The 24,672-nt window shown below is 68.9% G+C and carries 22 protein-coding genes; 15 read left to right on the forward strand and 7 right to left on the reverse strand.

All coding sequences use genetic code 11. From position 1 onward, the window contains the following. Positions 1–2: 2 nt before the first annotated feature. Complete coding sequence (locus tag ACN22W_RS30490; RefSeq protein WP_048246186.1) at positions 3–1,151, reverse strand: ABC transporter ATP-binding protein; 1,149 nt, start codon at positions 1,149–1,151, stop codon at positions 3–5. 189 nt (positions 1,152–1,340) lie between these two features. Here ACN22W_RS30490 and ACN22W_RS30495 point away from each other — a divergent pair, with 189 nt between their 5' ends. Continuing rightward, positions 1,341–2,381: a LacI family DNA-binding transcriptional regulator gene (locus tag ACN22W_RS30495; protein WP_419688285.1), complete on the forward strand. Its 1,041-nt coding sequence runs from the start codon at positions 1,341–1,343 to the stop codon at positions 2,379–2,381. A 99-nt stretch (positions 2,382–2,480) separates the two neighbouring features. Here ACN22W_RS30495 and ACN22W_RS30500 read toward each other — a convergent pair whose 3' ends face one another. Beyond that, complete coding sequence (locus ACN22W_RS30500) at positions 2,481–3,122, reverse strand: GntR family transcriptional regulator (protein WP_419688286.1); 642 nt, start codon at positions 3,120–3,122, stop codon at positions 2,481–2,483. A 130-nt stretch (positions 3,123–3,252) separates the two neighbouring features. Between ACN22W_RS30500 and ACN22W_RS30505 the strand changes: the two genes are divergently transcribed. Next, positions 3,253–3,729, forward strand: coding sequence for an OsmC family protein (locus ACN22W_RS30505; RefSeq protein ID WP_129516080.1), 477 nt, complete (start codon positions 3,253–3,255; stop codon positions 3,727–3,729). A gap of 19 nt (positions 3,730–3,748) precedes the next feature. Beyond that, positions 3,749–4,393, forward strand: a complete 645-nt coding sequence (locus ACN22W_RS30510) for a glutathione S-transferase family protein (protein WP_419688287.1) — start codon at positions 3,749–3,751, stop codon at positions 4,391–4,393. 79 nt (positions 4,394–4,472) lie between these two features. On the opposite strand, the gene ACN22W_RS30515 is transcribed toward ACN22W_RS30510, so the two are convergent. Then, positions 4,473–5,423: a LysR family transcriptional regulator gene (locus ACN22W_RS30515; RefSeq protein WP_419688288.1), complete on the reverse strand. Its 951-nt coding sequence runs from the start codon at positions 5,421–5,423 to the stop codon at positions 4,473–4,475. A gap of 114 nt (positions 5,424–5,537) precedes the next feature. Between ACN22W_RS30515 and ACN22W_RS30520 the strand changes: the two genes are divergently transcribed. The 7 genes from ACN22W_RS30520 to ACN22W_RS30550 all read left to right on the forward strand — a co-directional run bounded on the left by ACN22W_RS30520 (position 5,538) and on the right by ACN22W_RS30550 (position 13,977). Beyond that, positions 5,538–7,289: an IlvD/Edd family dehydratase gene (locus tag ACN22W_RS30520; RefSeq protein WP_048246178.1), complete on the forward strand. Its 1,752-nt coding sequence runs from the start codon at positions 5,538–5,540 to the stop codon at positions 7,287–7,289. Between the two features lie 126 nt (positions 7,290–7,415). After that, positions 7,416–8,345 (forward strand): dihydrodipicolinate synthase family protein, encoded by a 930-nt coding sequence (locus ACN22W_RS30525; protein WP_419688289.1) that lies wholly within the window; start codon positions 7,416–7,418, stop codon positions 8,343–8,345. 25 nt (positions 8,346–8,370) lie between these two features. Continuing rightward, a complete protein-coding gene (locus ACN22W_RS30530; protein ID WP_048246175.1) occupies positions 8,371–9,300 on the forward strand; it encodes a Gfo/Idh/MocA family protein in 930 nt (309 codons plus the stop codon). 75 nt (positions 9,301–9,375) lie between these two features. Next, a complete protein-coding gene (locus ACN22W_RS30535; RefSeq protein WP_412023540.1) occupies positions 9,376–10,389 on the forward strand; it encodes an arabinose ABC transporter substrate-binding protein in 1,014 nt (337 codons plus the stop codon). Between the two features lie 21 nt (positions 10,390–10,410). Further along, on the forward strand, positions 10,411–11,964 hold the full coding sequence (gene araG, locus ACN22W_RS30540) for an L-arabinose ABC transporter ATP-binding protein AraG (RefSeq protein WP_419688290.1): 1,554 nt from the start codon (positions 10,411–10,413) through the stop codon (positions 11,962–11,964). A 31-nt stretch (positions 11,965–11,995) separates the two neighbouring features. Further along, a complete protein-coding gene (araH, locus tag ACN22W_RS30545) occupies positions 11,996–13,015 on the forward strand; it encodes an L-arabinose ABC transporter permease AraH (protein ID WP_419688291.1) in 1,020 nt (339 codons plus the stop codon). A gap of 59 nt (positions 13,016–13,074) precedes the next feature. After that, positions 13,075–13,977 (forward strand): SMP-30/gluconolactonase/LRE family protein, encoded by a 903-nt coding sequence (locus ACN22W_RS30550; RefSeq protein ID WP_419688292.1) that lies wholly within the window; start codon positions 13,075–13,077, stop codon positions 13,975–13,977. Between the two features lie 60 nt (positions 13,978–14,037). Here the strand turns inward: ACN22W_RS30550 and ACN22W_RS30555 are convergent, their stop codons facing one another. Then, positions 14,038–14,937 carry an amidohydrolase family protein gene (locus tag ACN22W_RS30555; protein WP_343491188.1) on the reverse strand — a complete coding sequence of 300 codons (900 nt, stop codon included), beginning with the start codon at positions 14,935–14,937 and terminating at the stop codon, positions 14,038–14,040. Positions 14,938–15,107: 170 nt separating this feature from the next. Here ACN22W_RS30555 and ACN22W_RS30560 point away from each other — a divergent pair, with 170 nt between their 5' ends. From ACN22W_RS30560 to ACN22W_RS30570, 3 genes are all read left to right on the forward strand, one after another. Then, the gene (locus ACN22W_RS30560) at positions 15,108–15,935 is read left to right on the forward strand and encodes a p-hydroxycinnamoyl CoA hydratase/lyase (protein ID WP_048246169.1); all 828 of its coding nucleotides are present in this window, start codon (positions 15,108–15,110) and stop codon (positions 15,933–15,935) included. A 42-nt stretch (positions 15,936–15,977) separates the two neighbouring features. Beyond that, positions 15,978–17,429 (forward strand): aldehyde dehydrogenase, encoded by a 1,452-nt coding sequence (locus ACN22W_RS30565; RefSeq protein ID WP_419688293.1) that lies wholly within the window; start codon positions 15,978–15,980, stop codon positions 17,427–17,429. Positions 17,430–17,520: 91 nt separating this feature from the next. Next, on the forward strand, positions 17,521–19,425 hold the full coding sequence (locus ACN22W_RS30570) for a feruloyl-CoA synthase (protein WP_419688294.1): 1,905 nt from the start codon (positions 17,521–17,523) through the stop codon (positions 19,423–19,425). Between the two features lie 41 nt (positions 19,426–19,466). On the opposite strand, the gene ACN22W_RS30575 is transcribed toward ACN22W_RS30570, so the two are convergent. From ACN22W_RS30575 to ACN22W_RS30585, 3 genes are all read right to left on the reverse strand, one after another. Further along, positions 19,467–20,438: a PDR/VanB family oxidoreductase gene (locus tag ACN22W_RS30575; RefSeq protein WP_419688295.1), complete on the reverse strand. Its 972-nt coding sequence runs from the start codon at positions 20,436–20,438 to the stop codon at positions 19,467–19,469. Positions 20,439–20,493: 55 nt separating this feature from the next. Beyond that, a complete protein-coding gene (locus ACN22W_RS30580; protein WP_129516069.1) occupies positions 20,494–21,537 on the reverse strand; it encodes an aromatic ring-hydroxylating oxygenase subunit alpha in 1,044 nt (347 codons plus the stop codon). An 86-nt stretch (positions 21,538–21,623) separates the two neighbouring features. Then, complete coding sequence (locus tag ACN22W_RS30585; RefSeq protein ID WP_129517341.1) at positions 21,624–22,391, reverse strand: GntR family transcriptional regulator; 768 nt, start codon at positions 22,389–22,391, stop codon at positions 21,624–21,626. Positions 22,392–22,647: 256 nt separating this feature from the next. Between ACN22W_RS30585 and ACN22W_RS30590 the strand changes: the two genes are divergently transcribed. Beyond that, positions 22,648–23,142, forward strand: a complete 495-nt coding sequence (locus ACN22W_RS30590) for a MarR family winged helix-turn-helix transcriptional regulator (protein WP_419688296.1) — start codon at positions 22,648–22,650, stop codon at positions 23,140–23,142. A gap of 286 nt (positions 23,143–23,428) precedes the next feature. After that, a complete protein-coding gene (mhpT, locus tag ACN22W_RS30595) occupies positions 23,429–24,634 on the forward strand; it encodes a 3-(3-hydroxy-phenyl)propionate transporter MhpT (RefSeq protein ID WP_343491195.1) in 1,206 nt (401 codons plus the stop codon). Positions 24,635–24,672: the final 38 nt, after the last annotated feature.

Genomic DNA, 24,672 nt, shown 5'->3' on the forward strand with positions numbered 1-24,672 from the left:
CCTTAAGCGTAGTGATGGACGTGGAGGTCGGCGCACGCGGGTACCGCGCGGCCGTCTTCGGTGAAGAGATGGCAGGCCGCGGCCGGCGCATGCACGTGCACGCGTTCGCCGCTGTGCACTTGCGCATCGCCGGGCACCTTCGCGATCAGCGGCGCGCCGCCGGGCTGGTCGAGGTGCACGTAGGTCTGCTCGCCCAGGCGTTCGACGAGCGCGACGTCGCGCACGAGCGTCGTCGCTTCATGCGCGGTGTCGAACGTCAGGTGTTCGGGGCGAATGCCGAGCGTCACGGTCGCGCCGGCAGCGAGCGCGGAGCCGTCGCGCGCCAGCGTGAAGGTTTCGCCGGAAGGGGCGACGGTGACGGTCGTGCGACGGGCATCGGCCGCGGTGACGACGGCCGGCAGGAAGTTCATGCGCGGCGAGCCGATGAAGCCGGCCACGAAGCGGCTGGCCGGATGGTGGTAGAGGTCGAGCGGTGCGCCGACCTGCGCGATGCTGCCGTGCTGCGCGGTATCTGCGCCGGCGTGCAGCAGCACGATCTTGTCGGCGAGCGTCATCGCTTCGGTCTGGTCGTGCGTCACGTAGACGACGCTCGCGCGTTCGAACTGCCGGTGCAGCCGCGCGATCTCGATGCGGGTCTGGCCGCGCAGCGCCGCGTCGAGATTCGACAGCGGTTCGTCGAACAGGAACACGCCGGGCTCGCGCACGATCGCGCGGCCGATCGCGACGCGCTGCCGCTGGCCGCCCGACAGCGCCTTCGGCTTGCGCTCGAGCAGCGTGTCGAGTTGCAGGATGCGCGCGGCATCGCGCACCTTCCGGTCGATCTCGGCCTTCGGCACGCGCGCGAGCTTCAGCCCGAACGCCATGTTCTCGTAGACCGTCATGTGCGGAAACAGCGCGTAGCTCTGGAACACCATCGCGACGCCGCGCTCGGCGGCCGGCACGTCGTCGACGCGGCGGCCGTCGATCGACAGCTCGCCCGCGCTCAGGTCCTCGAGCCCGGCGATCATGCGCAGCAGGGTCGACTTGCCGCATCCGGACGGCCCGAGGAACACGCAGAACTCGTGCGCGCCGATCTCCAGATCGACGTCGCGAATGACCGGCGCGTGATCGCCATAGGCTTTCTGCACGCGTCGCATCGAGATGCTCGCCATTGTCTCCGCTCCATGTTTTAATGCGCCATCATGTGTGATTAAGCGCTTAATCATCGCGATCAAAAAAAGAGGCGATTCGATCGCGGCCAAGTCGCGCCCGTCGGTCGGGCGGCAAGGTGTGCGGCGATAGTGCGCCGCTTCGGTGAGCGAAGCAAATACTGGATCGACGTCTCATATAGTGAGCAAACCATGGCGACACTGGATGAAGTTGCGCGCCGCGCGGGCGTGACGGCCGCGACGGTATCGAACGTGCTGCGCGACCGCGGCCGGGTCGGCGAAGCCACGCGCGCGCGGGTGCTGGAGGCCGTGCAGGCGCTCGGGTATCGGCCGCATCTTGCCGCGCGGGCGCTGGCGGAAGGGCGCGCGCCGACGGTCGCGCTGATGGTATCGAGCATCGCGAACCCGTTCTACCCGGAGTTCGCGCTGGCGGTCGAACGCGCGGTGCGCCGCAACGGGCAGTTCCTGATCGTCTGCAATACGAACGAAGATCCGTTGCAGGGGCGCGCGTATCTCGACCAGATCGCCGGCACGATCTCCGAGGGCATTCTGGTGACCAATGCGAACCTGCATCTGCCGGATCTGCTCGACGTCGCGCGGCGCGGCGTGCCGGTCGTGCTGTGCCTGTGGGAGCGGCCCGACGCGCTGCCCGACGGATTGCCGTGCGTGGCCATCGATTTCCGCGAGGCAGGGCGGATCGCGACGCGGCATCTGCTCGAACTGGGCCACACGCGCATCGGCGTGATCGTCGGTGGCTCGGCGAGCGGCGTGCAGGCGGCGCGTTATGACGGTTTCGTCGACGTGATGCGCGAAGCGGGGCTCGACGCGTCGATCGTCGCGGCCGAGCCCGATTCGATCGAAGGCGGCGTGCGTGCGGCGGGCCGGCTGCTCGATGCGCATCCGGGGCTGACCGCGCTGGTCGCCACCAACGACCTGCCCGCGATCGGCGCGCTGCACGCGGCGGCCGATCGCGGCCGGCGCGTGCCCGACGACCTGTCGATCGTCGGCATTACCGACATCCATCTGGCAAGCGACACGCGCCCCACGCTGACGACCGTCGCGATTCCGACCGCCGAGGCCGCGGGCCTCGCGGTCGAACTGCTCAACGCGTTGCGGGAGGCGGGCGGCCGCAGCGACGACGTGTCGCGCGTGCGGATCGCGTCGCTGCCGCGGCTGGTGGTGCGCGGCACGACCGGTCGCGTGCGACGCGGGAGCGCGACGCGGTCGACTTGATGCGTGGCTGTGCCGGCTACGTCGAGTTTGCCGACGCAATCGGCGCGACCCGGCATGAAGCCGTGCGCGGTATGGCGACGTGCGTGCGCCGTACCCGCGTCACCCGCCTTCGACGAGCCGCATGACGATGCCCCTGGCCGATTCGAGATGCGCGACGGTCATCGAGCGTGCCGCGCGCGCATTGCGTTCGCGGCACGCCTGCAGGATCTCGTCGTGTTCGACCTGGAACGACGGGGTATCCGCGAGCAGCGTGGCCTGCAGGCGCTCGTAGCGTTCGACCTGGCTGCGCAGCTCGCCGATCGCCTTCAACTGCCGCGCGTTGCCGCAGCACGAATACAGCAACGCATGGAATTCGCGGTTCAGCTCGCCCTGCCGGCGCGGCACGGTCGCGTCGCCCAGCAGGCGATGGACGAGTTCGGCGCGCGCCAGCGTCTCGTCGTCGAGCCGCTTCACGCTCCGGTAGATCGCGTCGCCTTCGAGCAGCGCGCGCAGGTCGTAGATTTCCTGCACGTCCGCTGCGGTCAGCATGCGCACGACGGCGCCGCGATTCCGGAAGATATCGAGCAGCCCTTCACGCTCCAGGCGCTGGATGGCTTCGCGCATCGGAATCCGGCTGATCCCGAACCGGTCGGCCAGGTCGCGCTCGACGAGCCGCTCGCCGGCCTCCAGTTCGCCGTTGATGATCATGTCCCGCAGCGACGCGGCTACCGCATCCGCCGTGGAGTCGAGTTTGGCTTCCATGCCTGCGTGCTCCTCAGTTTGGAATAATGGTATACCAAACGAAGATCCGGTGCCACAATGGCGACCATGGGCGGGCGCCTTGCAACGACATCCGGCCCGGCAGAAGCAACCGATATCAATGGAGAGCGAGATGGCATCTGGTGAACACAAGTATCGCGTCGCAGTGCAGTGGATCGGCAACCGCGGCACCGGCACGTCGGGATATCGCGAGTACGGCCGCGAGCACGTGATCCGGTCCGGTTCCAAGCCGGACATTCCCGGTTCGTCGGATGCGGCGTTCCGTGGCGACGCGTCGCGCTGGAACCCCGAAGACCTGCTGCTGGCGTCGGCCTCGGCGTGCCACAAGCTCTGGTACCTGCATCTGTGCGCCGATGCCGGCATCCGTGTGCTCGCCTATGTCGACGATGCGGAAGGGACGATGGTCGACAATCCCGAGCCGGGACGCTTCACCGAAATCGTGCTGCACCCGCACGTGACCATCCAGGCCGGCGACGATCGCGAGCTGGCCGAGCGTCTGCATCATGCGGCGCATGCGAAGTGCTATGTTGCGAACTCGGTCAATTTCCCGATCCGCTGCGAACCGGTGATCGAGTTTGCGGCAGCGTGACGCGAGCGATGGAACCACGATGAAGCTCTTCTACTACCCGAGCAACGCAAGCATGGCGCCGCACTTCGTGCTCGAAGAAATCGGCAAGCCGTTCGAGCTTGAATACGTCGACCGCGCGTGCGACCGGCACAAGTCGCCGGACTACCTCGCGCTCAACCCGAACGGACTCATTCCGGTGCTGGTCGACGGCGACCTGGTGCTGTACGAAACCGCCGCCATTTGCCTGCATCTCGCCGATGCGCACCCGGAGCTGCGGCTCGCCCCCGAACTCGGCACGCCGGAGCGTGCGCAGTTCTACAAATGGCTGATGTGGCTCACGAACACGCTGCAGGCCACGCTGATCGCGTATTTCTATCCGGAGCGCTGGGTCGATGCGGGCAATGCGGCGGGCGCCGCGCAGGTGAAGGCGCATGCGGAGGCGAAAGTCGGCACGCTGCTGGATCAGCTCGAAGCCCAGCTCGATGCGGGCGGCGGCCCCTGGCTGCTCGGCGCGCACTACACGGTGCTCGATCCGTATGCGCTGATGCTGTGCCGCTGGACCCGCGGTTTTGCCGAGCCGGCGCGGCAACGGCCGATCCTCGGCGGCTATCTGCAGCGGGTCCTCGCGCGCCCGGCGATCCAGCGTGCACTGCAGACCGAAGGGCTCGCGCAGCCCTGGGTGTAACGGGCGATAGACGCCGCATGCCCGTCATTCGACGGGCATGCGTGCCGGGCGATCCGCCAATGCCCCGACCGCCGCCACGTCACAGCGCGACGCCGTACACGTCGCGTGCAGCCGCGCGGATCGCGTCGGCCATCACCGTGACGGCCGGCGAATGCAGCCGGTCGGTGCGCGTGATGATCCCGAAATCGTCCATCCGGCAATCCATCTCCAGCGGCAGCACCGTGACGATCCCGTGTCGCGCGTAGTAGCGCGCGACGTCGTCCGCGAGCACCGCGATCATGTTGCTCTGTTCGAGCAGCTGCGTGATGAACAGCAGCGCCGACGTCTCGACGAGGTTCGCGGGCGGCGCGAGGCTCGCGCGCTGGAACACGAGTTCGAAACGGTGGCGCAGCACGCTGCCGGCCGGCGGTACGACCCACGCGGCGCGCTGCACGTCCGCGAGCGACAGCGGCGCCTGCGCGAGCAGCGGATGGCCGGGCCGCACGACGGCGGCCACCGACTCGCCGGTCAGCGGCTCGTAGCGCAGGCGCAGCTTGTCGTGTTCGGCGGAAAGCCGGCCGAGCACGATGTCGATCTTGTCCTGCGCGAGATGCTCGAGCAGCACGTTGCTGGTGTCGATCTCGACCGACACGTGCAGGCCCGCATGCGTGCCCTTCACGGCCGCGACGGCCGGCGGCACGAGCCGCAGGCCCGGCGACGTGATCGCGCCCACCGCCACATGCCCGAGATGGCCGGCCTTCAGCGCGGCCAGCTCCTCGTGCGCCTGGTCGAGGCTGCCGAGCGCCGCGCGCGCGTGGCGGATCAGCGCGTCGCCGTACAGCGTCGGCCGCATCCCGCGCGGCAGGCGCTCGAACAGCACCGCGCCGATCGATTCCTCGAGTTCGCGCAGCAGCTTCGACGCGGCCGGCTGCGTCATGTTCAGCGCTGCCGCCGCGCGATGAATGCTGCCTTCGTCGGCGAGCGCGACGACCAGCAGGAGCTGGCGGGTCTTCAGGCGGCCGCGGTTTCCCCACGGGCTGGTATCGGGCATCGTACGGGTTTATATCGATATCGGAATCGATATCGTAATCGCCTAAAACGTCATTAGCGAGTTATCAAAATTCTGCCTAGACTGCGCCGGTATCCCGTCACCACAGGACTGACGATGTCGGCAACAAAACCCAGGCTGCGCTCCGCCCAATGGTTCGGCACGAACGACAAGAACGGCTTCATGTACCGGAGCTGGATGAAGAACCAGGGCATCCCCGATCACGAGTTCGACGGCCGGCCGATCGTCGGCATCTGCAACACGTGGTCCGAACTGACGCCGTGCAACGCGCACTTCCGCAAGCTCGCCGAGCACGTGAAGCGCGGCATCTCCGAGGCGGGCGGGTTCCCGGTCGAGTTCCCGGTGTTCTCGAACGGCGAATCGAACCTGCGGCCGTCGGCGATGCTCACGCGCAACCTCGCGTCGATGGACGTCGAGGAAGCGATCCGCGGCAACCCGATCGACGCGGTCGTGCTGCTCGCCGGCTGCGACAAGACGACACCCGCGCTGCTGATGGGCGCGGCAAGCTGCGACGTGCCGGCGATCGTCGTGTCGGGCGGCCCGATGCTGAACGGCAAGCTCGAAGGGAAGAACATCGGCTCGGGCACGGCCGTGTGGCAACTGCACGAAGCGCTGAAGGCCGGCGAGATCGACCTGCATCACTTCCTGTCGGCCGAAGCCGGGATGTCGCGCTCGGCCGGCACCTGCAACACGATGGGCACCGCGTCGACGATGGCGTGCATGGCCGAGGCGCTCGGCGTCGCGCTGCCGCACAACGCGGCGATCCCGGCTGTCGATTCGCGTCGTTACGTGCTCGCGCACATGTCGGGCATCCGCATCGTCGAGATGGCGCTCGAAGGGCTCGTGCTGTCGAAGATCCTGACGCGCGCGGCGTTCGAGAACGCGATCCGCGCGAATGCGGCGATCGGCGGCTCGACCAACGCGGTGATCCACCTGAAGGCGATCGCGGGCCGCATCGGCGTGCCGCTCGAACTCGAGGACTGGATGCGCATCGGCCGCGACACGCCGACGATCGTCGACCTGATGCCGTCGGGGCGCTTCCTGATGGAAGAGTTCTATTATGCGGGCGGCCTGCCGGCCGTGCTGCGCCGGCTCGGCGAAGGCGGGCTGCTGCCGAACCCGGACGCGCTGACGGTGAACGGCAAGTCGCTGTGGGACAACGTGCGCGAAGCGCCGAACTTCGACGACGAGGTGATCCGCCCGCTCGACCGGCCGCTGATCGCGGACGGCAGCATCCGCATCCTGCGCGGCAATCTCGCGCCGCGCGGCGCGGTGCTCAAGCCGTCGGCGGCGAGCCCCGAGTTGCTCAAGCATCGCGGCCGCGCGGTAGTGTTCGAGAACCTCGAACACTACAAGGCCACGATCAACGACGAAGCGCTCGACGTCGATGCGAGCTCCGTGCTCGTGCTGAAGAACTGCGGGCCGCGCGGTTATCCGGGGATGGCCGAGGTCGGCAACATGGGGCTGCCGCCGAAGCTGCTGCGCCAGGGCGTGAAGGACATGGTGCGGATTTCCGACGCGCGGATGAGCGGCACCGCGTACGGCACGGTCGTGCTGCACGTCGCGCCGGAAGCCGCTGCCGGCGGGCCGCTCGCAGCCGTGCGCAACGGCGACTGGATCGAACTCGACTGCGAGGCCGGCACGCTGCATCTCGACATTACGGACGACGAACTGCAGCGCCGCCTGTCGGACGTCGATCCGACCGCGGCGCCGGGCGTGGCCGGCCAGCTCGGCAAGGGCGGTTACGCGCGGCTGTACATCGATCACGTGCTGCAGGCCGACGAGGGGTGCGACCTCGACTTCCTGGTCGGCACGCGCGGCGCGGACGTGCCGAGCCATTCGCATTGAGCGGCGTGCGGCGCGAGATGCGCCGCAAACGCGCGCCGCCGCCGTTTGCGGGCCGTGGCTCGCGCATCGTCGAACCGTGAACGCTTGACGGCCGGACACCTTCCACGCCGACGCAGGACCCGAACCATGACATCGAGTAGCACGCCGCGCCATCGCGGCATCTTCCCCGTCGTTCCGACGACGTTTGCCGATAACGGCGAGCTCGATCTCGCGAGCCAGAAGCGCGCGGTCGATTTCATGATCGACGCGGGCTCGGACGGGCTGTGCATCCTCGCGAACTTCTCCGAGCAGTTCGCGATCACCGACGACGAACGCGACGTGCTCACGCGCACGATCCTCGAACACGTCGCGGGCCGCGTGCCGGTGATCGTCACGACGTCGCACTACAGCACGCAGGTGTGCACGGCGCGCAGCCTGCGCGCGCAGCAACTCGGCGCGGCGATGGTGATGACGATGCCGCCGTATCACGGCGCGACGTTCCGTGTGCCGGAAGCGCAGATCTTCGATTTCTACGCCCGCGTGTCCGACGCGATCGCGATCCCGATCATGATCCAGGACGCACCTGCGAGCGGCACCGCGCTGTCGGCGCCGTTCCTCGCGAGGATGGCGCGCGAGATCGAGCAGGTCGCGTACTTCAAGATCGAGACGCCCGGTGCGGCGAACAAGCTGCGCGAGCTGATCCGGCTCGGCGGCGACGCGATCGAGGGGCCGTGGGACGGCGAGGAGGCGATCACGCTGCTCGCCGATCTTCATGCGGGCGCGACCGGCGCGATGACGGGCGGCGCGTATCCGGACGGCGTCCGGCCGATCCTCGAAGCGTGGCGCGAAGGGCGCCACGACGACGCGTACGCGCGCTACCAGGCGTGGCTGCCGCTGATCAATCACGAGAACCGCCAGTCCGGGATCCTCACCGCGAAGGCGCTGATGCGCGAAGGCGGCGTGATCGCGTGCGAGCGGCCGCGGCATCCGATGCCGGAACTGCATCCGGACACGCGCGCGGAACTGCTCGCGATCGCGCGCCGGCTCGACCCGCTCGTGCTGCGCTGGGCGCACTGAACGGGCGCAACAGGAGGAATGCACGATGAGTGATCCGATTTCGCTGGGTGTCGTCGGGATCGGCAAGATCGCGCGCGACCAGCATCTTCCGGCGATCGCCGCCGAACCGGGCTTCAGGCTGACGGCCTGCGCGAGCCGCCACGCGGAAGTCAGTGGCGTGCGCAACTATCAGGATTTGCGAGCGCTGCTGGCCGCCGAGCGCGAGCTCGATGCCGTGTCGCTGTGTGCGCCTCCGCAGGTGCGCTATGCGCAGGCGCGTGCCGCGCTCGAAGCCGGCAAGCACGTAATGCTCGAGAAGCCGCCGGGTGCGACGCTCGGCGAAGTGGCCGCGCTGGAAGCGCTGGCGCACGCGCGCGGCCTCACGTTGTTCGCGACCTGGCATTCGCGCTGCGCAAGCGCGGTCGAGCCCGCCCGCGCGTGGCTCGCGACGCGCACGATCCGCGCGGTGCAGGTGCGGTGGAAGGAGGATGTGCGGCGCTGGCATCCGGGGCAGCAGTGGATCTGGGAGCCCGGCGGCCTCGGCGTGTTCGATCCGGGCATCAACGCGCTGTCGATCGTCACGCGGATCCTGCCGCGCGAGCTCGTGCTGCGCGAGGCGACGCTGTTCGTGCCGAGCGACGTGCAGACGCCGATCGCGGCTGAACTCGATTGCGCGGATACCGACGGCGTGCCAGTGCGCGCGGAATTCGACTGGCGGCACGGCCCGGTCGAGCAATGGGAGATCGCGGTCGACACGGCCGACGGCGTGCTCGCGATCAGCCGCGGCGGCGCGCAACTGTCGATCGCCGGCGAGCCGGTCGAGATCGGCCCCGAACGCGAGTATCCGGCGCTGTATGCGCACTTCCGTGCGCTGATCGCGCGTGGCGCAAGCGACGTCGACGTGCGGCCGCTGCGGCTCGTCGCCGATGCGTTTCTGTTCGGCCGGCGCGTGCAGACCGATGCGTTCGGCCGCTGAACCTGCGGGGCGCGCGTTGCCGCGCCCGCGCACGATGAATCATTACGGCCCAGGCCGATACCAAGGAGACACAGCATGACCCGCACGATTCACACGATCCGCCGACACACGTTGCGCGCGCTGCTGGCCGCGCTCTGCATCGCGCCGCTCGGCATGCAGGGCGCCGCGCGCGCCGACGCGCCGCTGAAGATCGGCTTCCTGGTGAAGATGCCCGAGCAGGCGTGGTTCATCAACGAGCAGAACGCGGCATCCGCGCTCGGCCAGAAGGAGAATTTCTCGGTCGTGAAGATCGGCACGCCCGACGGCGAGAAGGTGCTGGCCGCGATCGACAACCTTGGCTCGCAAGGCGCGCAGGGCTTCGTGATCTGCGCACCCGACGTGCGCCTCGGCCCGGCGATCGCCGCGCGCGCGAAGCGCTACAACATGAAGTTCGTGACCGTCGACGACCAGCTCGTCGATTCGACCGGCAAGCCGCTCGCGAACGTACCGCACCTCGGGATGTCGGCGACCAAGATCGGCAACCAGGTCGGCCAGGCGATCGCCGACGAGATGAAGCGGCGCGGCTGGAAACCCGAGGAAGTCGGCGCGCTGCGGATCACCAACTACGAGCTGCCGACCGCGAAGCTGCGCACCGACGGTGCGACGCAGGCGCTGCTCGCGAACGGCTTCCGCCAGGAGAACATCTTCGACGCGCCGCAGAAGACGACCGACGACGAAGGCGGCTTCAGCGCGGCCGCGCCGGTGCTCGCGCGCCATCCGAACGTGAAGAAATGGGTGGTCTACGCGCTGAACGAGGAAACCGTGCTCGGCGCGGTGCGTGCGACCGAACAGCTGCACATCCCGGCGGCCGATGTGATCGGCGTCGGCATCAACGGCGCGGGCGAAGCGTTCGCCGAGTTCCAGAAGAAGGAACCGACCGGCTTCTACGGGACGATCGCGGTCAGCTCGACGAACCACGGCAAGGACAGCACGCAGAACCTCGTCGACTGGATCCGCAACGGCAAGACGCCGGCGGCCGACACGCAGACGAGCGGCAAGCTGATGACGCGCGCCAACTGGCAGGCGGTGCGCGCCGAGCTCGGCATCTGAGCGGCGCGGGGCGAGAACGCGATGACGACGCAGACGATGACGGCCGTGTCCCACGCCGACGCTGCCGAAGCGGGCATGCCGCCGCCGGGCGGCCCGCTGCTCGCGCTCGACGGCATCACGGTGACGTTCCCGGGCGTGCGTGCGCTCGACGCCGTGTCGCTGTCGGTGCGCGCGGGCGAAGTGCACGGGCTGATGGGCGAGAACGGCGCGGGGAAATCGACGCTGCTGAAGGTGCTGTCCGGCGTGAACCAGCCGCAGGCCGGCACGCTGACGCTGAACGGTACGGCGCAGCGCTTCGCGTCGACGCGCGCGGCGCTCGAGGCCGGCATCGCGATCATCTACCAGGAGCTGCATCTGGTGCCCGAGCTGACGGTCGCCGAGAACCTGATGCTCGGGCAACTGCCGAGCCGGCTCGGCGTGGTCGACGAGCGCACGCTGGCCGCGCGCGCGCTCGATGCACTGGAGCGGCTCGGCGAGCACATCGATCCGGGCATCCCCGTGAAGTACCTGTCGATCGGTCAGCGCCAGATGATCGAGATCGGCAAGGCGCTGATGCGCGACGCGCGCGTGATCGCGTTCGACGAACCGACGAGCTCGCTGTCCGCGCGCGAGACCACGCAGCTGTTCCGGATCATCCGCGCGCTGCGCGCGGAAGGCCGCGCGATTATTTACGTCACGCACCGGATGGAAGAGGTCTATGAACTGTGCGACCGCGTGACCGTGTTTCGCGACGGCCGCCGGATCGACACGTTCGATTCGGTTGCCGAGCTCGACCGCGACCGGCTGATCGGCTGCATGGTCGGCCGCTCGATCGAGGACGTGTACGGCTACCGGCCGCGCACGGCCGGCGACGTGCTGATCGAGGCGAAAGGGCTGGCGGGCCCCGGTCTGACCGAGCCGGTGTCGTTCGCCGCGCGGCGTGGCGAGATCGTCGGGTTCTTCGGGCTCGTCGGCGCGGGTCGTTCGGAACTGATGAAGCTGCTGTACGGCGCGGTGCGCCCGAGCGCCGGGCACGTCGAGCTGGGCGGGCGTCGCGTCGCGTTTGCGAGCCCGCGCGACGCGGTGCGCGCCGGCATCGCGCTGTGCCCGGAAGACCGCAAGCAGGAAGGCATCGTCGCGATCGCGTCGGTGGCCGACAACCTGAACATCAGCGCGCGCCGCCATTTCAGCCCGGCGCGCGTGCTGCTCGACACGCGGCGCGAACGCGAGCTCGCGCAACGCTACATCGAGCGGCTCGCGATCAAGACCCGCGACGGCGACACGCCGATCGGCGCGCTGTCCGGCGGCAACCAGCAGAAGGTCGTGCTGGCGCGCTGGCTGGCCGAGCGCATCGACGTGTTCCTGATGGACGAGCCGACGCGCGGCATCGACGTCGGCGCGCGCGCCGAAATCTACAACCTGTTCTACGAACTCGCGGAAGCGGGCCGCACGGTGATCCTCGTGTCGAGCGATCTGGCCGAGGTGATCGGCGTGTCGGACCGGATCATCGTGATGAAGGAAGGACGGATCGCGGGCGAGGTGGCGAAGGCGCAGGCCACGCCCGACGCGCTGATCAAGCTCGCGCTGCCGCGTTAGCGGCCCGCGGTTCAACCGGAATGCAAATGATATGAGCCAGGCAATGCAACCCCAACGCACTTCTCCGTCCCCCGATGCCACCGCCGTGCCCGCGCGAGCGCGCGGTGGCGTGTGGCAGCTGATCAACCGTTCCGGCATCGTGATGGTGTTTCTCGTGCTGTTCGCGACGCTGTCGCTGACCGTGCCGGACTTCCTCACGCCGCGCAACATCCAGGGCCTGCTGCTGTCGGTCACGCTGATCGGTTCGATCGCGGTGACGATGATGTTCGTGCTCGCGCTCGGCGAGGTCGACCTGTCGGTCGCGTCGATCGTCGCGTTCTCGGGCGTCGTCGCGTCGACGCTGATCACCGCGACGCACAGCGTGCTGTTCGGCACCGCGGCCGGTGTGCTCGCGGGCGGTGCGGTCGGGCTCGTGAACGGCGTGCTGATCGCGCGCTACCGGATCAATTCGCTGATCGTCACGCTCGCGATGATGGAGGTCGTGCGCGGGCTCGCGTTCATCACGTCGAACGGCGACGCGGTGATGATCTCCGAGGAGCGCTTCTTCGAACTCGGGGCCGGCTCTTTCCTCGGCATCTCGTATCCGATCTGGAGCAACATCGTCGGCTTCGTCGTGTTCGGCTTCCTGCTGCGCAAGACGGTGTTCGGCAAGAACGTGCTGGCCGTCGGCGGCAACGGCGAGGCCGCGCTGCTCGCGGGGCTGCCGGTGATGCGCATCAAGATCGCGGTGTTCGTGCTGCAGGGGCTCGTGACGGGCTTCGCCGGCGTGATGCTCGCGTCGCGGATGAGCCTCGGCGACCCGAAGACGTCGGTCGGCCTCGAACTCGGCGTGATCTCCGCGTGCGTGCTCGGCGGCGTGTCGTTGACCGGCGGCGTCGCGACGATCTCCGGCGTGCTGGTCGGCGTGCTGATCATGGGCGCGGTGCAGGATGCGATGAGCCTGCTGAACGTACCGACCTTTTACCAATATCTGATACGCGGCGGAATTCTGTTGCTCGCGGTGCTGTTCGACCAGTATCGTCGCAACCAGCGGCGCGCGATGAAGATCTGACCGGCAGCGCGGCCGCCCGCGAACGCGACGGTCATTCGCGACAGATATCGGGAGACGGCATGCAACAGAATTTTCCGGCCGCGTCGGCGACGCTGCTGGCCGACAGCCGCAACACGCTCGGCGAAGGCGCGACGTGGTGCGATGCGACGAAAGCGCTGTACTGGGTGGACATCGAAGGCGCGCAGTTGTGGCGATGCCGCGCGGACGGTTCGGACCTGACGCCGTGGGCGATGCCCGAGCGGCTCGCGTGCTTCGCGCTGACGCATGATCCGGACGTGCTGCTGGTCGGGCTCGCGACGCATCTCGCGTTCTTCGACCTGCGCAGCGGCGCGTTCACGCGGATCGTCGACGTCGAGCCCGACCTGCCGACGCGCTTGAACGACGGGCGCTGCGATCCGTCCGGCGCGTTCGTGTTCGGGATGAAGGACGAGGGCGGCGAGCCGCCGCGCGCGGTCGGCGGGTTCTACCGGCTCAATCCGGACCTCACGCTCGAACGGCTCGCGTTGCCGGCGGCGGCGATCGCGAACAGCATCGCGTTTTCGCCGGACGGTTCGAAGATGTACTTCTGCGATTCGCTGGTGCGCGAGATTTTCGTCTGCGATTACCGCACGGACGGCGACGTCGCGAACGTGCGGTCGTTCGCGCGCCTGACCGATGCGGACGGCGACCCGGACGGCTCGACGATCGATCGCGACGGCGGCCTGTGGAACGCGCAGTGGGGCGGCCGGCGGGTCGTGCGCTACGGCGCGGACGGCATCGAGACGGAGCGCGTCGACGTGCCGACCGCGCAGCCGAGCTGCGCGGCGCTCGACGGCGACGGGCGGCTGTACGTGACGAGTGCGCGCGTCGGGCTGAGCGACGATGCGCTGGCAAGCGATGCGCATGCGGGCGGCGTGTTCGTCGCGCAGACGCGGCATGCTGGGCTGCCGACCGCACGGTTCATCCCGCGGCGCGCGACCTGAGCGCCGCGGCGCGGCCGGCGAACGCGGCATCGGCGCATTCATCACTCATCACTCGGCGCGTCACGCGCGTGGCGCGTCGAGTTCCAGCCCCAGCCCCAGCAACGCCACCGCGTTGTCCTTCAGGATCAGCGGATGCACGTCGGGCCGAAACCCGGCGCCGTTGAAATCCTCCAGCCAGCGATCCGGCCGGATCAGCGGAAAATCCGATGCGAACAGCACCTTGTGCCTGAGCAGCGTGTTCGCATACTTGACCAGCTCCGGCGAGAAGTACTTCGGCGACCATCCCGACAGATCGATGTAGACGTTCGGCTTGTGCAGCGCGATCGACAGCGCCTGCTCCTGCCATGGCCACGACGGGTGCGCGATCACGATCTTCATGTCCGGAAAATCGGCGGCGACATCGTCGAGATGGATCGGTTCGGAGTACTTCAGACGCAGACCGCCGCCACCGCGCATGCCTGATCCCATCCCCGAATGGCCGCTGTGGAACACGGCCGGCAGCCCGTGTTCGGCGATCACCTCGTAGATCGGATACGCGAGCCGGTCGTTCGGAAAACACCCCTGCATCGTCGGGTGGAACTTGAAACCCTTCACGCCGTGTTCTTCGATCAGGCGGCGCGCCTCGCGCGCGCCGAAGCGGCCCTTGTGCGGGTCGATGCTCGCGAACGCGATCATGACGTCGGCGTTGTCCTGCGCGAACTGCGCGATCTCCTCGTTCGGAATGCGGCGCCGGCCGATGTTCGTCTCGCAGTCGACGGTGAACATCACGAAGCCGATGCGGCGCTCGCGGTAATACGCGATCGTCTCCGGAATCGTCGGCCGGCGACCCTGCTTCAGCACCGTGCCGAAGTACTTGTCGGCCGCGTCGTCGAAGGCCTTGGCGAACAGGTCGGGCGGCTGGCAGCACGACACTTCGGCATGCACGTGCGTGTCGATGGCAATCAGGTTGCGGACGTCCAAGCGTGTCTCCTCATGTCGCGAAGGGCAGGCGCCGCGCGGCGCGAAACCGCGCGTTCGTGCCCGTTTAGGGGTTTGTCCCGAGCCGCTTCCATTCTACTTTACATATCAGGTTACCTGATAGTAAATTGGCGTCGAGTCGCGCAGGGCGGCACGGTTATTGGAGAACGAAGATGAGTTACGAAGGTCGCTGGAAGACGGTGAAGGTCGAGGTCGAGGGCGGGATCGCGTGGGTGTCGCTGAACCGCCCGGACAAGCGCAATGCGATGAGCCCGACGCTGAACACGGAGATGATCGACGTGCTGGAAGCGGTCGAACTCGACGCCGACGCGCAGGTGCTCGTGCTGACCGGCGAGGGCGATGCATGGACGGCCGGGATGGACCTGAAGGAGTATTTCCGCGAAGTGGACGCGGGCCCGGAGATCCTGCAGGAAAAGATCCGCCGCGACGCGAGCCGCTGGCAGTGGCAACTGCTGCGCATGTATGCGAAGCCGACGATCGCGATGGTCAACGGCTGGTGTTTCGGCGGCGGCTTCTCGCCGCTCGTCGCGTGCGATCTCGCGATCGCGGCAGACGAAGCCGTGTTCGGCCTGTCCGAGATCAACTGGGGCATCCCGCCGGGCAACCTCGTCAGCAAGGCGATGGCCGACACGGTCGGGCATCGCGAGGCGCTGTACTACATCATGACCGGCGATACCTTCACCGGGCAGCAGGCCGCGAAGATGGGCCTCGTCAACAAGAGCGTGCCGCGTGCGCAACTGCGCGACGAAGTGCGCGCGCTCGCCGCGAAACTGCTCGACAAGAATCCGGTCGTGATCCGCAATGCGAAGCACGGCTTCAAGCGCTGCCGCGAACTGACGTGGGAGCAGAACGAGGATTACCTGTACGCGAAGCTCGACCAGGCGAACTATCGCGATCCGGAAGGCGGCCGCGAGCAGGGCCTCAAGCAGTTCCTCGACGACAAGAGCATCAAGCCGGGCCTGCAGGCGTACAAGCGCTGACGCGCGACGCGGCACGCAACCGGACTGAGCGGAGACAGCGAAATGCACGAAGTGAGTTTGTTGATCGACGGCGTGTCGCGCGGCGCGTCGGATGGCGGCACGTTCGACCGGATCGATCCGGCGACGGGACAGGTGGCGTCGCGCGCCGCCGCGGCGACGCTTGCCGATGCGGATGCCGCGGTCGCGGCGGCCGCACGCGCGTTTCCCGCGTGGGCGGCGCTCGCGCCGACCGAGCGCCGCCGGCGGCTGCTCGCGGCGGCCGACCGGATGGACGCGCGCGCCGGCGAATTCATCGAGATCGGCCGCGGCGAAACCGGCGCGATGGCGAACTGGTACGGCTTCAACGTGATGCTCGCGGCGAACATGCTGCGCGAGGCCGCCGCGATGACGACGCAGATCGACGGCGCGGTGATCCCGTCCGATGTGCCGGGCAGCCTCGCGATGGCCGTGCGCCAGCCGTGCGGCGTCGTGCTCGGCATCGCGCCATGGAACGCACCGGTGATTCTTGCGACCCGCGCGCTCGCGATGCCGCTCGCATGCGGCAACACGGTCGTGCTGAAGGCGTCCGAAGGCTGCCCGGGCGTGCATCGGCTGATCGGCAGCGTGCTGCATGACGCGGGGCTCGGCGATGGCGTCGTCAACGTGATCACGCATGCGCCGCAGGACGCACCCGCGATCGTCGAACGGCTGATCGCGAACCCGGCGGTGCGGCGCGTCAACTTCACCGGGTCGACGCGCGTCGGCCGGATCGTCGCGACGCTCGCCGCGCAGCACCTGAAGCCGGCGCTGCTCGAACTCGGCGGCAAGGCGCCGGTGCTCGTGCTCGACGACGCGGATCTCGATGCGGCGGTCGACGCGGTCGCGTTCGGCGCGTTCTTCAATCAGGGCCAGATCTGCATGTCGACCGAACGCGTGATCGTCGACCGGCAAGTCGCCGATGCGTTCGTCGAGCGGCTCGTCGCGAAGGCGCGTACGCTGAAGGCGGGCAACCCGGCCGCACCGGGCGTCGTGCTCGGCACGCTGGAAAGCGCGGCGGCCGCGCAGCGCATCGCGGCGCTGGTCGCCGACGCGCGGGCGCACGGCGCGGCGTTGCCGCTCGGCTGCGAAGTCGACGGCGCGGTGATGCAGCCGACGATCGTCGACGGCGTCACGCGCGACATGAAGCTCTACGCGGACGAATCGTTCGGGCCGGTCGTGACCGTGCAGCGCGTCGACGGCGACGAAGCGGCGCTGGCGGCCGCGAACGACAGCGAATACGGGCTGGCTGCCGCGGTGTTCAGCCGCGACATCGCACGCGCGATGCAGGTCGCGAAACGGATCGAGTCGGGCATCTGCCACATCAACGGCCCGACCGTGCACGACGAGGCGCAGATGCCGTTCGGCGGTGTGAAGGCGAGCGGCTACGGCCGGTTCGGCAGCAAGGCGTCGATCGCCGAATTCACCGACCTGCGCTGGATCACCGTGCAGACCGCGCCGCGCCACTACCCGATCTGAGCAGGCCGCCGCGGCGCGGCACCGACAACGACACAATGAAGTTCCCGCCGCGCGCCGCGCGCGCGCCGGCGGAACCGACTGGAGACAGACCTTGGATGCGGATCCGACCCAACTGCGCGGCCTCGCCGCCGCGCAGCCCGCCCTCGCCGGCTACCGCCCCGTCGCGATCGGTGCGGCACCGCCCGACATCGCGCAACGCGACGGCTGCTGGACCCTGCGCGCATCGACCGCGCTCGGCGCGTATCCGCGCCGGCTGACCGACCGGCTCGTCAGCGGTGCGCAGGCGCACCCGGACCGCTGGCTCGTCGCGCGGCGCGGCCCCGACGGCGCATGGATCGGCATCAGCTATGCGCAGATGCTCGAACGCGCACGCGCGATCGGCCAGGCGCTGCTCGATCGCGGGCTGTCGGCCGAGCGGCCGGTCGCGATCCTGTCCGGCAACGATCTCGAACATCTGCAGGTCGCGTTCGGCGCGCTGTGGGCCGGTATTCCGTATGCGCCGCTGTCGCCCGCGTATTCGCTCGTGTCGAGCGACTACGGCAAGCTCCGCCATGCGCTGGCGCTGCTGACGCCGGGGCTCGTGTTCGCCGCGGACGGCGATGCGTTCCGCGCCGCGCTCGATGCGACGGTGCCGCGCGACGTCGAGCGTGTGGTCGTGTCGGCGGCGGACGGAATGCGCGGCGTCACGCGCTTCGCGTCGCTGCTCGACACCGCGCCGGGCAGCGTCGATGCCGCGCACGATGCGATCACGGGCGATACGATCGCCAAGTTCCTGTTCACGTCCGGTTCGACGCGGCTGCCGAAGGCGGTGCCGACCACGCACCGGATGCTGTGCAGCAACCAGCAGATGCTGCTCGAAACGTTTCCGCAATTCGGCATCGAGCCGCCGGTGCTGGTCGACTGGCTGCCGTGGAACCACACGTTCGGCGGCAGCCACAACGTGGGCATTGCGCTGTACAACGGCGGCACGCTGTACATCGACGACGGCAAGCCGGTCACGGGCAAGTTCGACGAGACGCTGCGCAACCTGCGCGAGATCGCGCCGACGGTGTACTTCAACGTGCCGAAAGGCTGGGAGGAGTTGACCGCCGCGCTCGAAACGGACGCGGCGCTGCGCGCGACCTTCTTCTCGCGCGTGAAGATGTATTTCTTCGCGGGCGCCGGGTTGTCGCAGGCCGCATGGGACCGGCTCGAACGCGTAACGCTCGCGCACTGCGGCGAGCGGATCCGGATCATGGCGGGCCTCGGGATGACCGAGGCCGCGCCGTCGTGCATGTTCACCACCGGGCCGATGTCGGGCGCCGGTTACATCGGCCTGCCCGCGCCTGGCTGCGACGCGAAGCTGGTGCCGATCGACGGCAAGCTCGAGGCGCGCTTTCGGGGGCCGAACGTGATGGCCGGCTACTGGCGCGCAAGCGGCGACGACGCGCGCGAGGTGTTCGACGACGAAGGCTACTACCGCAGCGGCGACGCGGTGCGCTTCGTCGACCCGCGGCGTCCGGAGATCGGCCTGATGTTCGACGGCCGGATCGCCGAGGATTTCAAGCTGTCGACGGGGACCTTCGTGAGCGTCGGGCCGATGCGCGCGCGGATCGTGTCGAACGGCGCGCCGTATGTGCAGGATGCGGTCGTGACCGGGATGAACCGCGACGACGTCGGCGCGATGATCTTTCCGCGCGTCGACGATTGCCGTCGCCTTGCGGGCGCGGGGCCGGACGCCGACGTGCGCGCCGTGTTGCAGGCGCCGGCCGTGCGCGCGTTCTTTGCGGACCTGTTGCAGCGATTGAATCGCGACGCGACCGGCAGCGCGACGGTCATCACGCGGCTGTGCCTGCTCGACACGCCGCCGTCGCTCGATCTCGGCGAAATCACCGACAAGGGTTCGATCAACCAGCGCGCGGTGCTGACGCAGCGCGCGGCCGTGATCGAAGCGATGTATGCGCACGACGCGGCCGATGCGGGTGTGATCGTCGCCGGCGCGGCGCGCGGCGCATAAGGCGCGCACGCTGCGGCGCGTCTACCGCGCCGCACGCACTTTCACAGATCCAGCACCAGCAGCGGCGTGACCGCACGCGAACAGCACGGCAGCATCTGATCGTTGGCCGCGCGTTCGTCGTCGGTCAGGTAGACGTCGCGATGATCGGGCGTGCCGGACAGCACACGCGTGAGGCAGGTGCCGCACACGCCCTGCTCGCACGATACCGGCACGTCGATTCCGCAGCCGCGCAGCGCGTCGACGATCGTCGTGCCGGCCGGCACGTCGACGACGCGGCCGGATTGCGCGAGCGATACCTGGAACGCGTGGTCGCCACCGTCTTCGCCCGCGGTAACTGCGGCGTCCACGCCTAAGCCGGCCGCGCCGAAATACTCCCGATGCACGTTCGCAGGATCCCAGCCGGCTTGCGCGGCCGCCGCGAGCACGGCGCCGATGAACCCGCCGGGGCCGCACACGTACAGGTGCGTGTGCGCATCCGGTTTCGCGAGCACGTGCGGGAAATCGATGCGCCGGCCGTCCGGCGCGTCGTCGAACCAGAGCCGCGTGCGGGCCTTGAGCCCGGGCGTGTCGAGCCGGTCGAGGAACGCGGCGCGCGCCGGCTCGCGCGCGCAGTAATGCAGCTCGAACGACTGGCCGGCCTCGATCAGGTGCGCGGCCATGCTGAGCAGCGGCGTGATCCCGATGCCGCCGGCGAGCAGCACGGTGTGCGCGGCCCGCGGGTCGAGCGCGAAGTGGTTGCGCGGCGCGCTGATGTCGAGCGTCGTGCCGGGCTCGCATGCGTGCATCGCGAGCGAGCCGCCGCGCGACGCGGGCTCGCGCAGCACGCCGAGCCGGTAGACACCCGTCTCCGACGGGCTGTTGCACAGCGAATACTGGCGGACGAAGCCGCCGACGTGGACGTCGACATGCGCGCCGGCCGTAAACGGCGGCAGCGGTGTGCCGTCTGCCGGCGCGAGTTCGAACGCGCAGATGTCGGTCGCGACGGGAAGCTTGCGGATGAGCGTGACTTTCATGGGAATGGTGGGGTAGGGGCGCCGCACCGCCATGCGGCGGCGGTGCGGCACGCGGTCAGCACGGCAGCGCGACGGCGCGCTCCTGGTCGATCAGCCGGTCGAGCACGCGTCGCGACTGCACGCCGCCCGCGTCGATGTTCAGCTTCAGCAGCGGCCGGTCCGGCCAGCGCAGCAGGTTGCGCTGCTGCGCTTCGAGCATGTCGAGATCCTCGGCGAAGATCGCGCCCTGTCCGTTGCGGATCGTCTCCGTCAACGCGCGGTCGTCCACCGCGAAACTGCGCGCCATCCCCCAGAAGTACCAGATCGACGTCTCGGTTTCCGGCGTGATGAAATCGACGACGATGCTCGACACCTTGTCGCGCGGGTCCGCGTGATAACCGCCCTTGCCCGCGTGCGCGACGCCCACCTCGATCATCACGTGGCTCGGCGGCGTGAAATGGCAGATCTGCCAGCGATCGCAGCGCACGTCGTCGGCGAGCCCGTTGCCGCGCAGCGCGGCGGCCCAGAACGGCGGCGGCACGATGCCTTCCATGAAGCGGCTGGTCGTGACCGTGTCGCCGTTCACCTTCGTCGCGGGCGGCGCTTCCTCGATCTCCGGCTGCCCGATGCTCGATGCATGCACATAGGTCTCGTGCGTGAGGTCCATCAGGTTGTCGATCATCAGCCGGTAGTCGCAGTCGATGTGATAGAGGCCGCCGCCATACGCCCAGCCCGGATCGTCGGCCCAGTGCAGCCGGTGAATCGTCGCGGGGTCGGCCTGGGCCGGATCGCCCGGCCATACCCACACGAAGCCGTGCCGCTCGACGGCCGGATAGCGGCGGATCGCCGGAATGCCGCCGACGCGCTGGCACGGCATGCTCGTGCACTTGCCGTCCGCGCCCATCGTCAGCCCGTGATAGCCGCACACGAGCCGGCCGTCGCGCACGGTGCCGAGCGACAGCGGCGCGCCGCGGTGCGGGCAAAAATCCTCGAGCGCGGTGACCGCGCCGTCCGCGTCGCGGAAGAACACCATGCGTTCTCCGCAAATCTGCCGCCCCAGCGGCTTGCCGGCGAATTCGTCCGGCGTGCAGGCCACGTACCACGTGTTTTTCAGGAACATGCGTCTCCTCCATGGCGTGTGCGCACGCCGTGTGTGTCGTCGGATGAGCGGCGCGTCGTGCGCCGCGCGAAGATGCCGCGTGCCGGTCAGCCGGCGTCGCGGCGAATCAGGTTGCCGCCCTTGAGCTTCGTCATCGCGCGCTGGCTGTCGAGCACGCGCCGCAGGTTGTCGTGCGCGATCTGTGCGTGTTCGCGCATCAGCGCTTCCGCGCGCGCGCCCTGGCGACGTTCGATCGCGTCGAGCACCGCGCGATGCTGGGCTTGCGCGACGATCAGCGTTTCGTGCGCGCGCGGATCGAGCGACTGCACGACGACGAACGCGCTCGCGGACGCGAACGGCAACGTCGCGACCTTGTCGATCTGCCGCGCGACGACATCGCTGCCGGCCGCGGCCGCGAGCAGCCGGTGGAAGCGGGCATTCGCATCGACGTAGCGCGAGAACGTGTCGTCGGTCAGCGGGCCGGCGAGCAGGACGTCGATCTCGTCGGCGCACGCGCGCAGGTCGCGCAGCATCGACGGCGGCACGCCACGTTCAGCCGCGAACCGCGCGGCGAGCCCTTCGAGCGTGCCGCGCAGTTCGATCGCATCGCCGATCTCGCGCGCGGAAAACGCGCGCACCGCAAACCCGCCGGTCGCGATCGGCTCGATCAGCCCTTCTTCCTGGAGCCGGATCAGTGCCGCCCGAACCGGCGTGCGCGACACGCCGAGCCGCTCGACGACCCACAGTTCGGAAATGCGTGCGCCGGGCGCGAGCTCTCCGCCGACGATGAGCTCGCGCAGGCCGAGCAGCGTGCGGACCGTTTGCGACGGGGAAGCGGCGCGGGTGTCGGAAGTCGAAGCGTCGAGGTCGGTCATGGCGGATATCGGGGGCTGTGCCGCATTGCCGGTGCCGGCGTGCGGGGTTATCAGGTTACTTGATAAAATTGTATACATCGCCGCCGCGGGCACAAGCTGAATCGTGCAAATCAACGGGTAAACCACGATCGAAACCCCCGAGTCGGATTCGTGTTGTATACAGCGTGCCAGCCACCGCGATTCGGGCGATGCAAGCCTGTCCGCCATGCGGGCCGCGTGAGGTAAGATGGCCCGCGACATTCCTCCCGACACCTTCATGAGTTCGACACCCGTCAAACCGGCCGGCGCGAAACGCGCTGCCCGTGCTACCGAGGCCAGGCCGCCCGTGCGTGCCCAGCAGCGGCTGACCTACCTGATCGGCAATCTCGATCGGCTGCTGCGCCGCCAGATGAGCGATGCGCTCGCACCGCTCGGCGTGACGCTCGCGCAATACACGGCGCTGTCGGTGCTCGAAGCGCGCGGCGCGTTGTCCAATGCGCAGCTCGCGGTGCGCTCGTTCATCACGCCGCAATCCGCGAACGAGGTGATGGTCGCGATGGCGTCACGCGGCTTCGTCACGCGCGAGGCCGATCCGAATCATGGCCGCGTGATCCTGCTGCGCCTGACCGACGAAGGCTCGGCGATCCTGCGCGAATGCGAACGGGTGCTGCGCCCGCTCGAGCGCCGGATGCTCGGCGACGACCTCACCGCCGCCGACGCCGTGCAGGTCCAGCGCACACTCGAACTGTTCGTGCGCAACCTGCGCGACTGAGCAACGTTTTCGCGACATTCGACGTTGTTCACGGCCTTGCCCGGCCGGCTTCCGCGCGCATTGCGGGTTAACACCGGCGCACCGCGCACTTGAAATATCAGGTTACCTGTTATTAAATCGTCCCGTCCCTCGATGGGATGACGGTCCGCACGACCGGCTGGTCGCGCGGATTTTATTTCGGACAATGAATCAGGCTACCTGATAATGTCTGACGCATGGTCCGATCACGACAAAGACACCGCGCATGCGTCCCGGCATGACGCGCAGTACAAGGTTTGGAGACGACATGGACACTTCCGTTGCCGAGAGGCCGGCCGTCGCGACGACGCTCGGCCTGTGTTTCGCGATCGCGCTGCTCGAGGGGCTCGACCTGCAGTCGGTCGGCGTCGCCGCGCCGCGCATGGCGCACGAGTTCGGGCTCACGGTTTCGCAGATGGGGCTCGCGTTCAGCGCGGGCACGTTCGGCCTGTTGCCGGGCGCGATGCTCGGCGGCTGGCTCGCCGACCGGATCGGCCGCAAGCACGTGCTGATCGCGTCGGTCTGCCTGTTCGGGCTGCTGTCGATCGCGACCGCGCAGGTGTCGAGCTTTGCGATGCTGGTCGTCGTGCGCGCGCTGACCGGCCTCGGCCTCGGCGGTGCGATGCCGAACCTGATCGCGCTGTCTTCCGAAGCGGCCGACGCGCGCTCGCGCAGCAGCGCGGTCGCCGTGATGTATTGCGGCATTCCGTTCGGCGGCGTGATCGCGTCGCTGATCGGTGTGCTGCTGGCCGGCGACACCGAGTGGCGACACATCTTCTACGTCGGCGGCATCGGGCCGCTGCTGCTCGCCCCGCTGCTGCTCGCGCTGCTGCCGGAATCGCGCGCGTTCCTCGACGTCAGCGCATCGGGCGCCGCGCGCCCAAGCGTCGCACACACGCTGTTCGGCGGCGCGCGCACGGGCACCACGCTCGCGCTCTGGCTCAGCTATTTCTGCACGCTGATCGTGCTGTATTTCCTGCTGAACTGGCTGCCGTCGCTGATGGCGGCGAAGGGGCTCGCGCGCAGCCAGGCCGGGATCGTGCAGATCTTCTTCAACATTGGCAGCGGCCTTGGCGTGCTCGGCATCGGCATGTCGATGGACCGGATGCGGCCGTCGCGGGTCGTCGGCGGCATGTATGCGGGGATCGTGCTGTCGCTCGCCGCGCTCGCGATCGCACCCGGGCTCGTCTGGCTGTCCGCCGCGGCGTTCGCGGCCGGCATGTTCGTCGTCGGCGGCCAGTCGGTGCTGTATGCGCTGGCCGCGATGTACTACCCGACCGCGATGCGCGGCACCGGCGTCGGTTCCGCGGTCGCGGTCGGCCGGCTCGGCTCGGTGGTCGGGCCGCTCGCGGCCGCCGAGCTGCTCGCGATGGGCCGCAGTGCGTCGGTCGTGATCGGCGCGAGCATCCCCGTCACGCTGGTCGCCGCCATCGCGGCGCTGGTGCTGATCCGCAGGCCGCAGGCACACGACTGAGTTTCTTTACTTTCAACCACGAGCGCCGGCAGAGCGCG

This window comes from Burkholderia theae (assembly GCF_048565265.1).
In the GTDB taxonomy this organism is placed as follows: Bacteria; Pseudomonadota; Gammaproteobacteria; order Burkholderiales; family Burkholderiaceae; genus Burkholderia; species Burkholderia theae.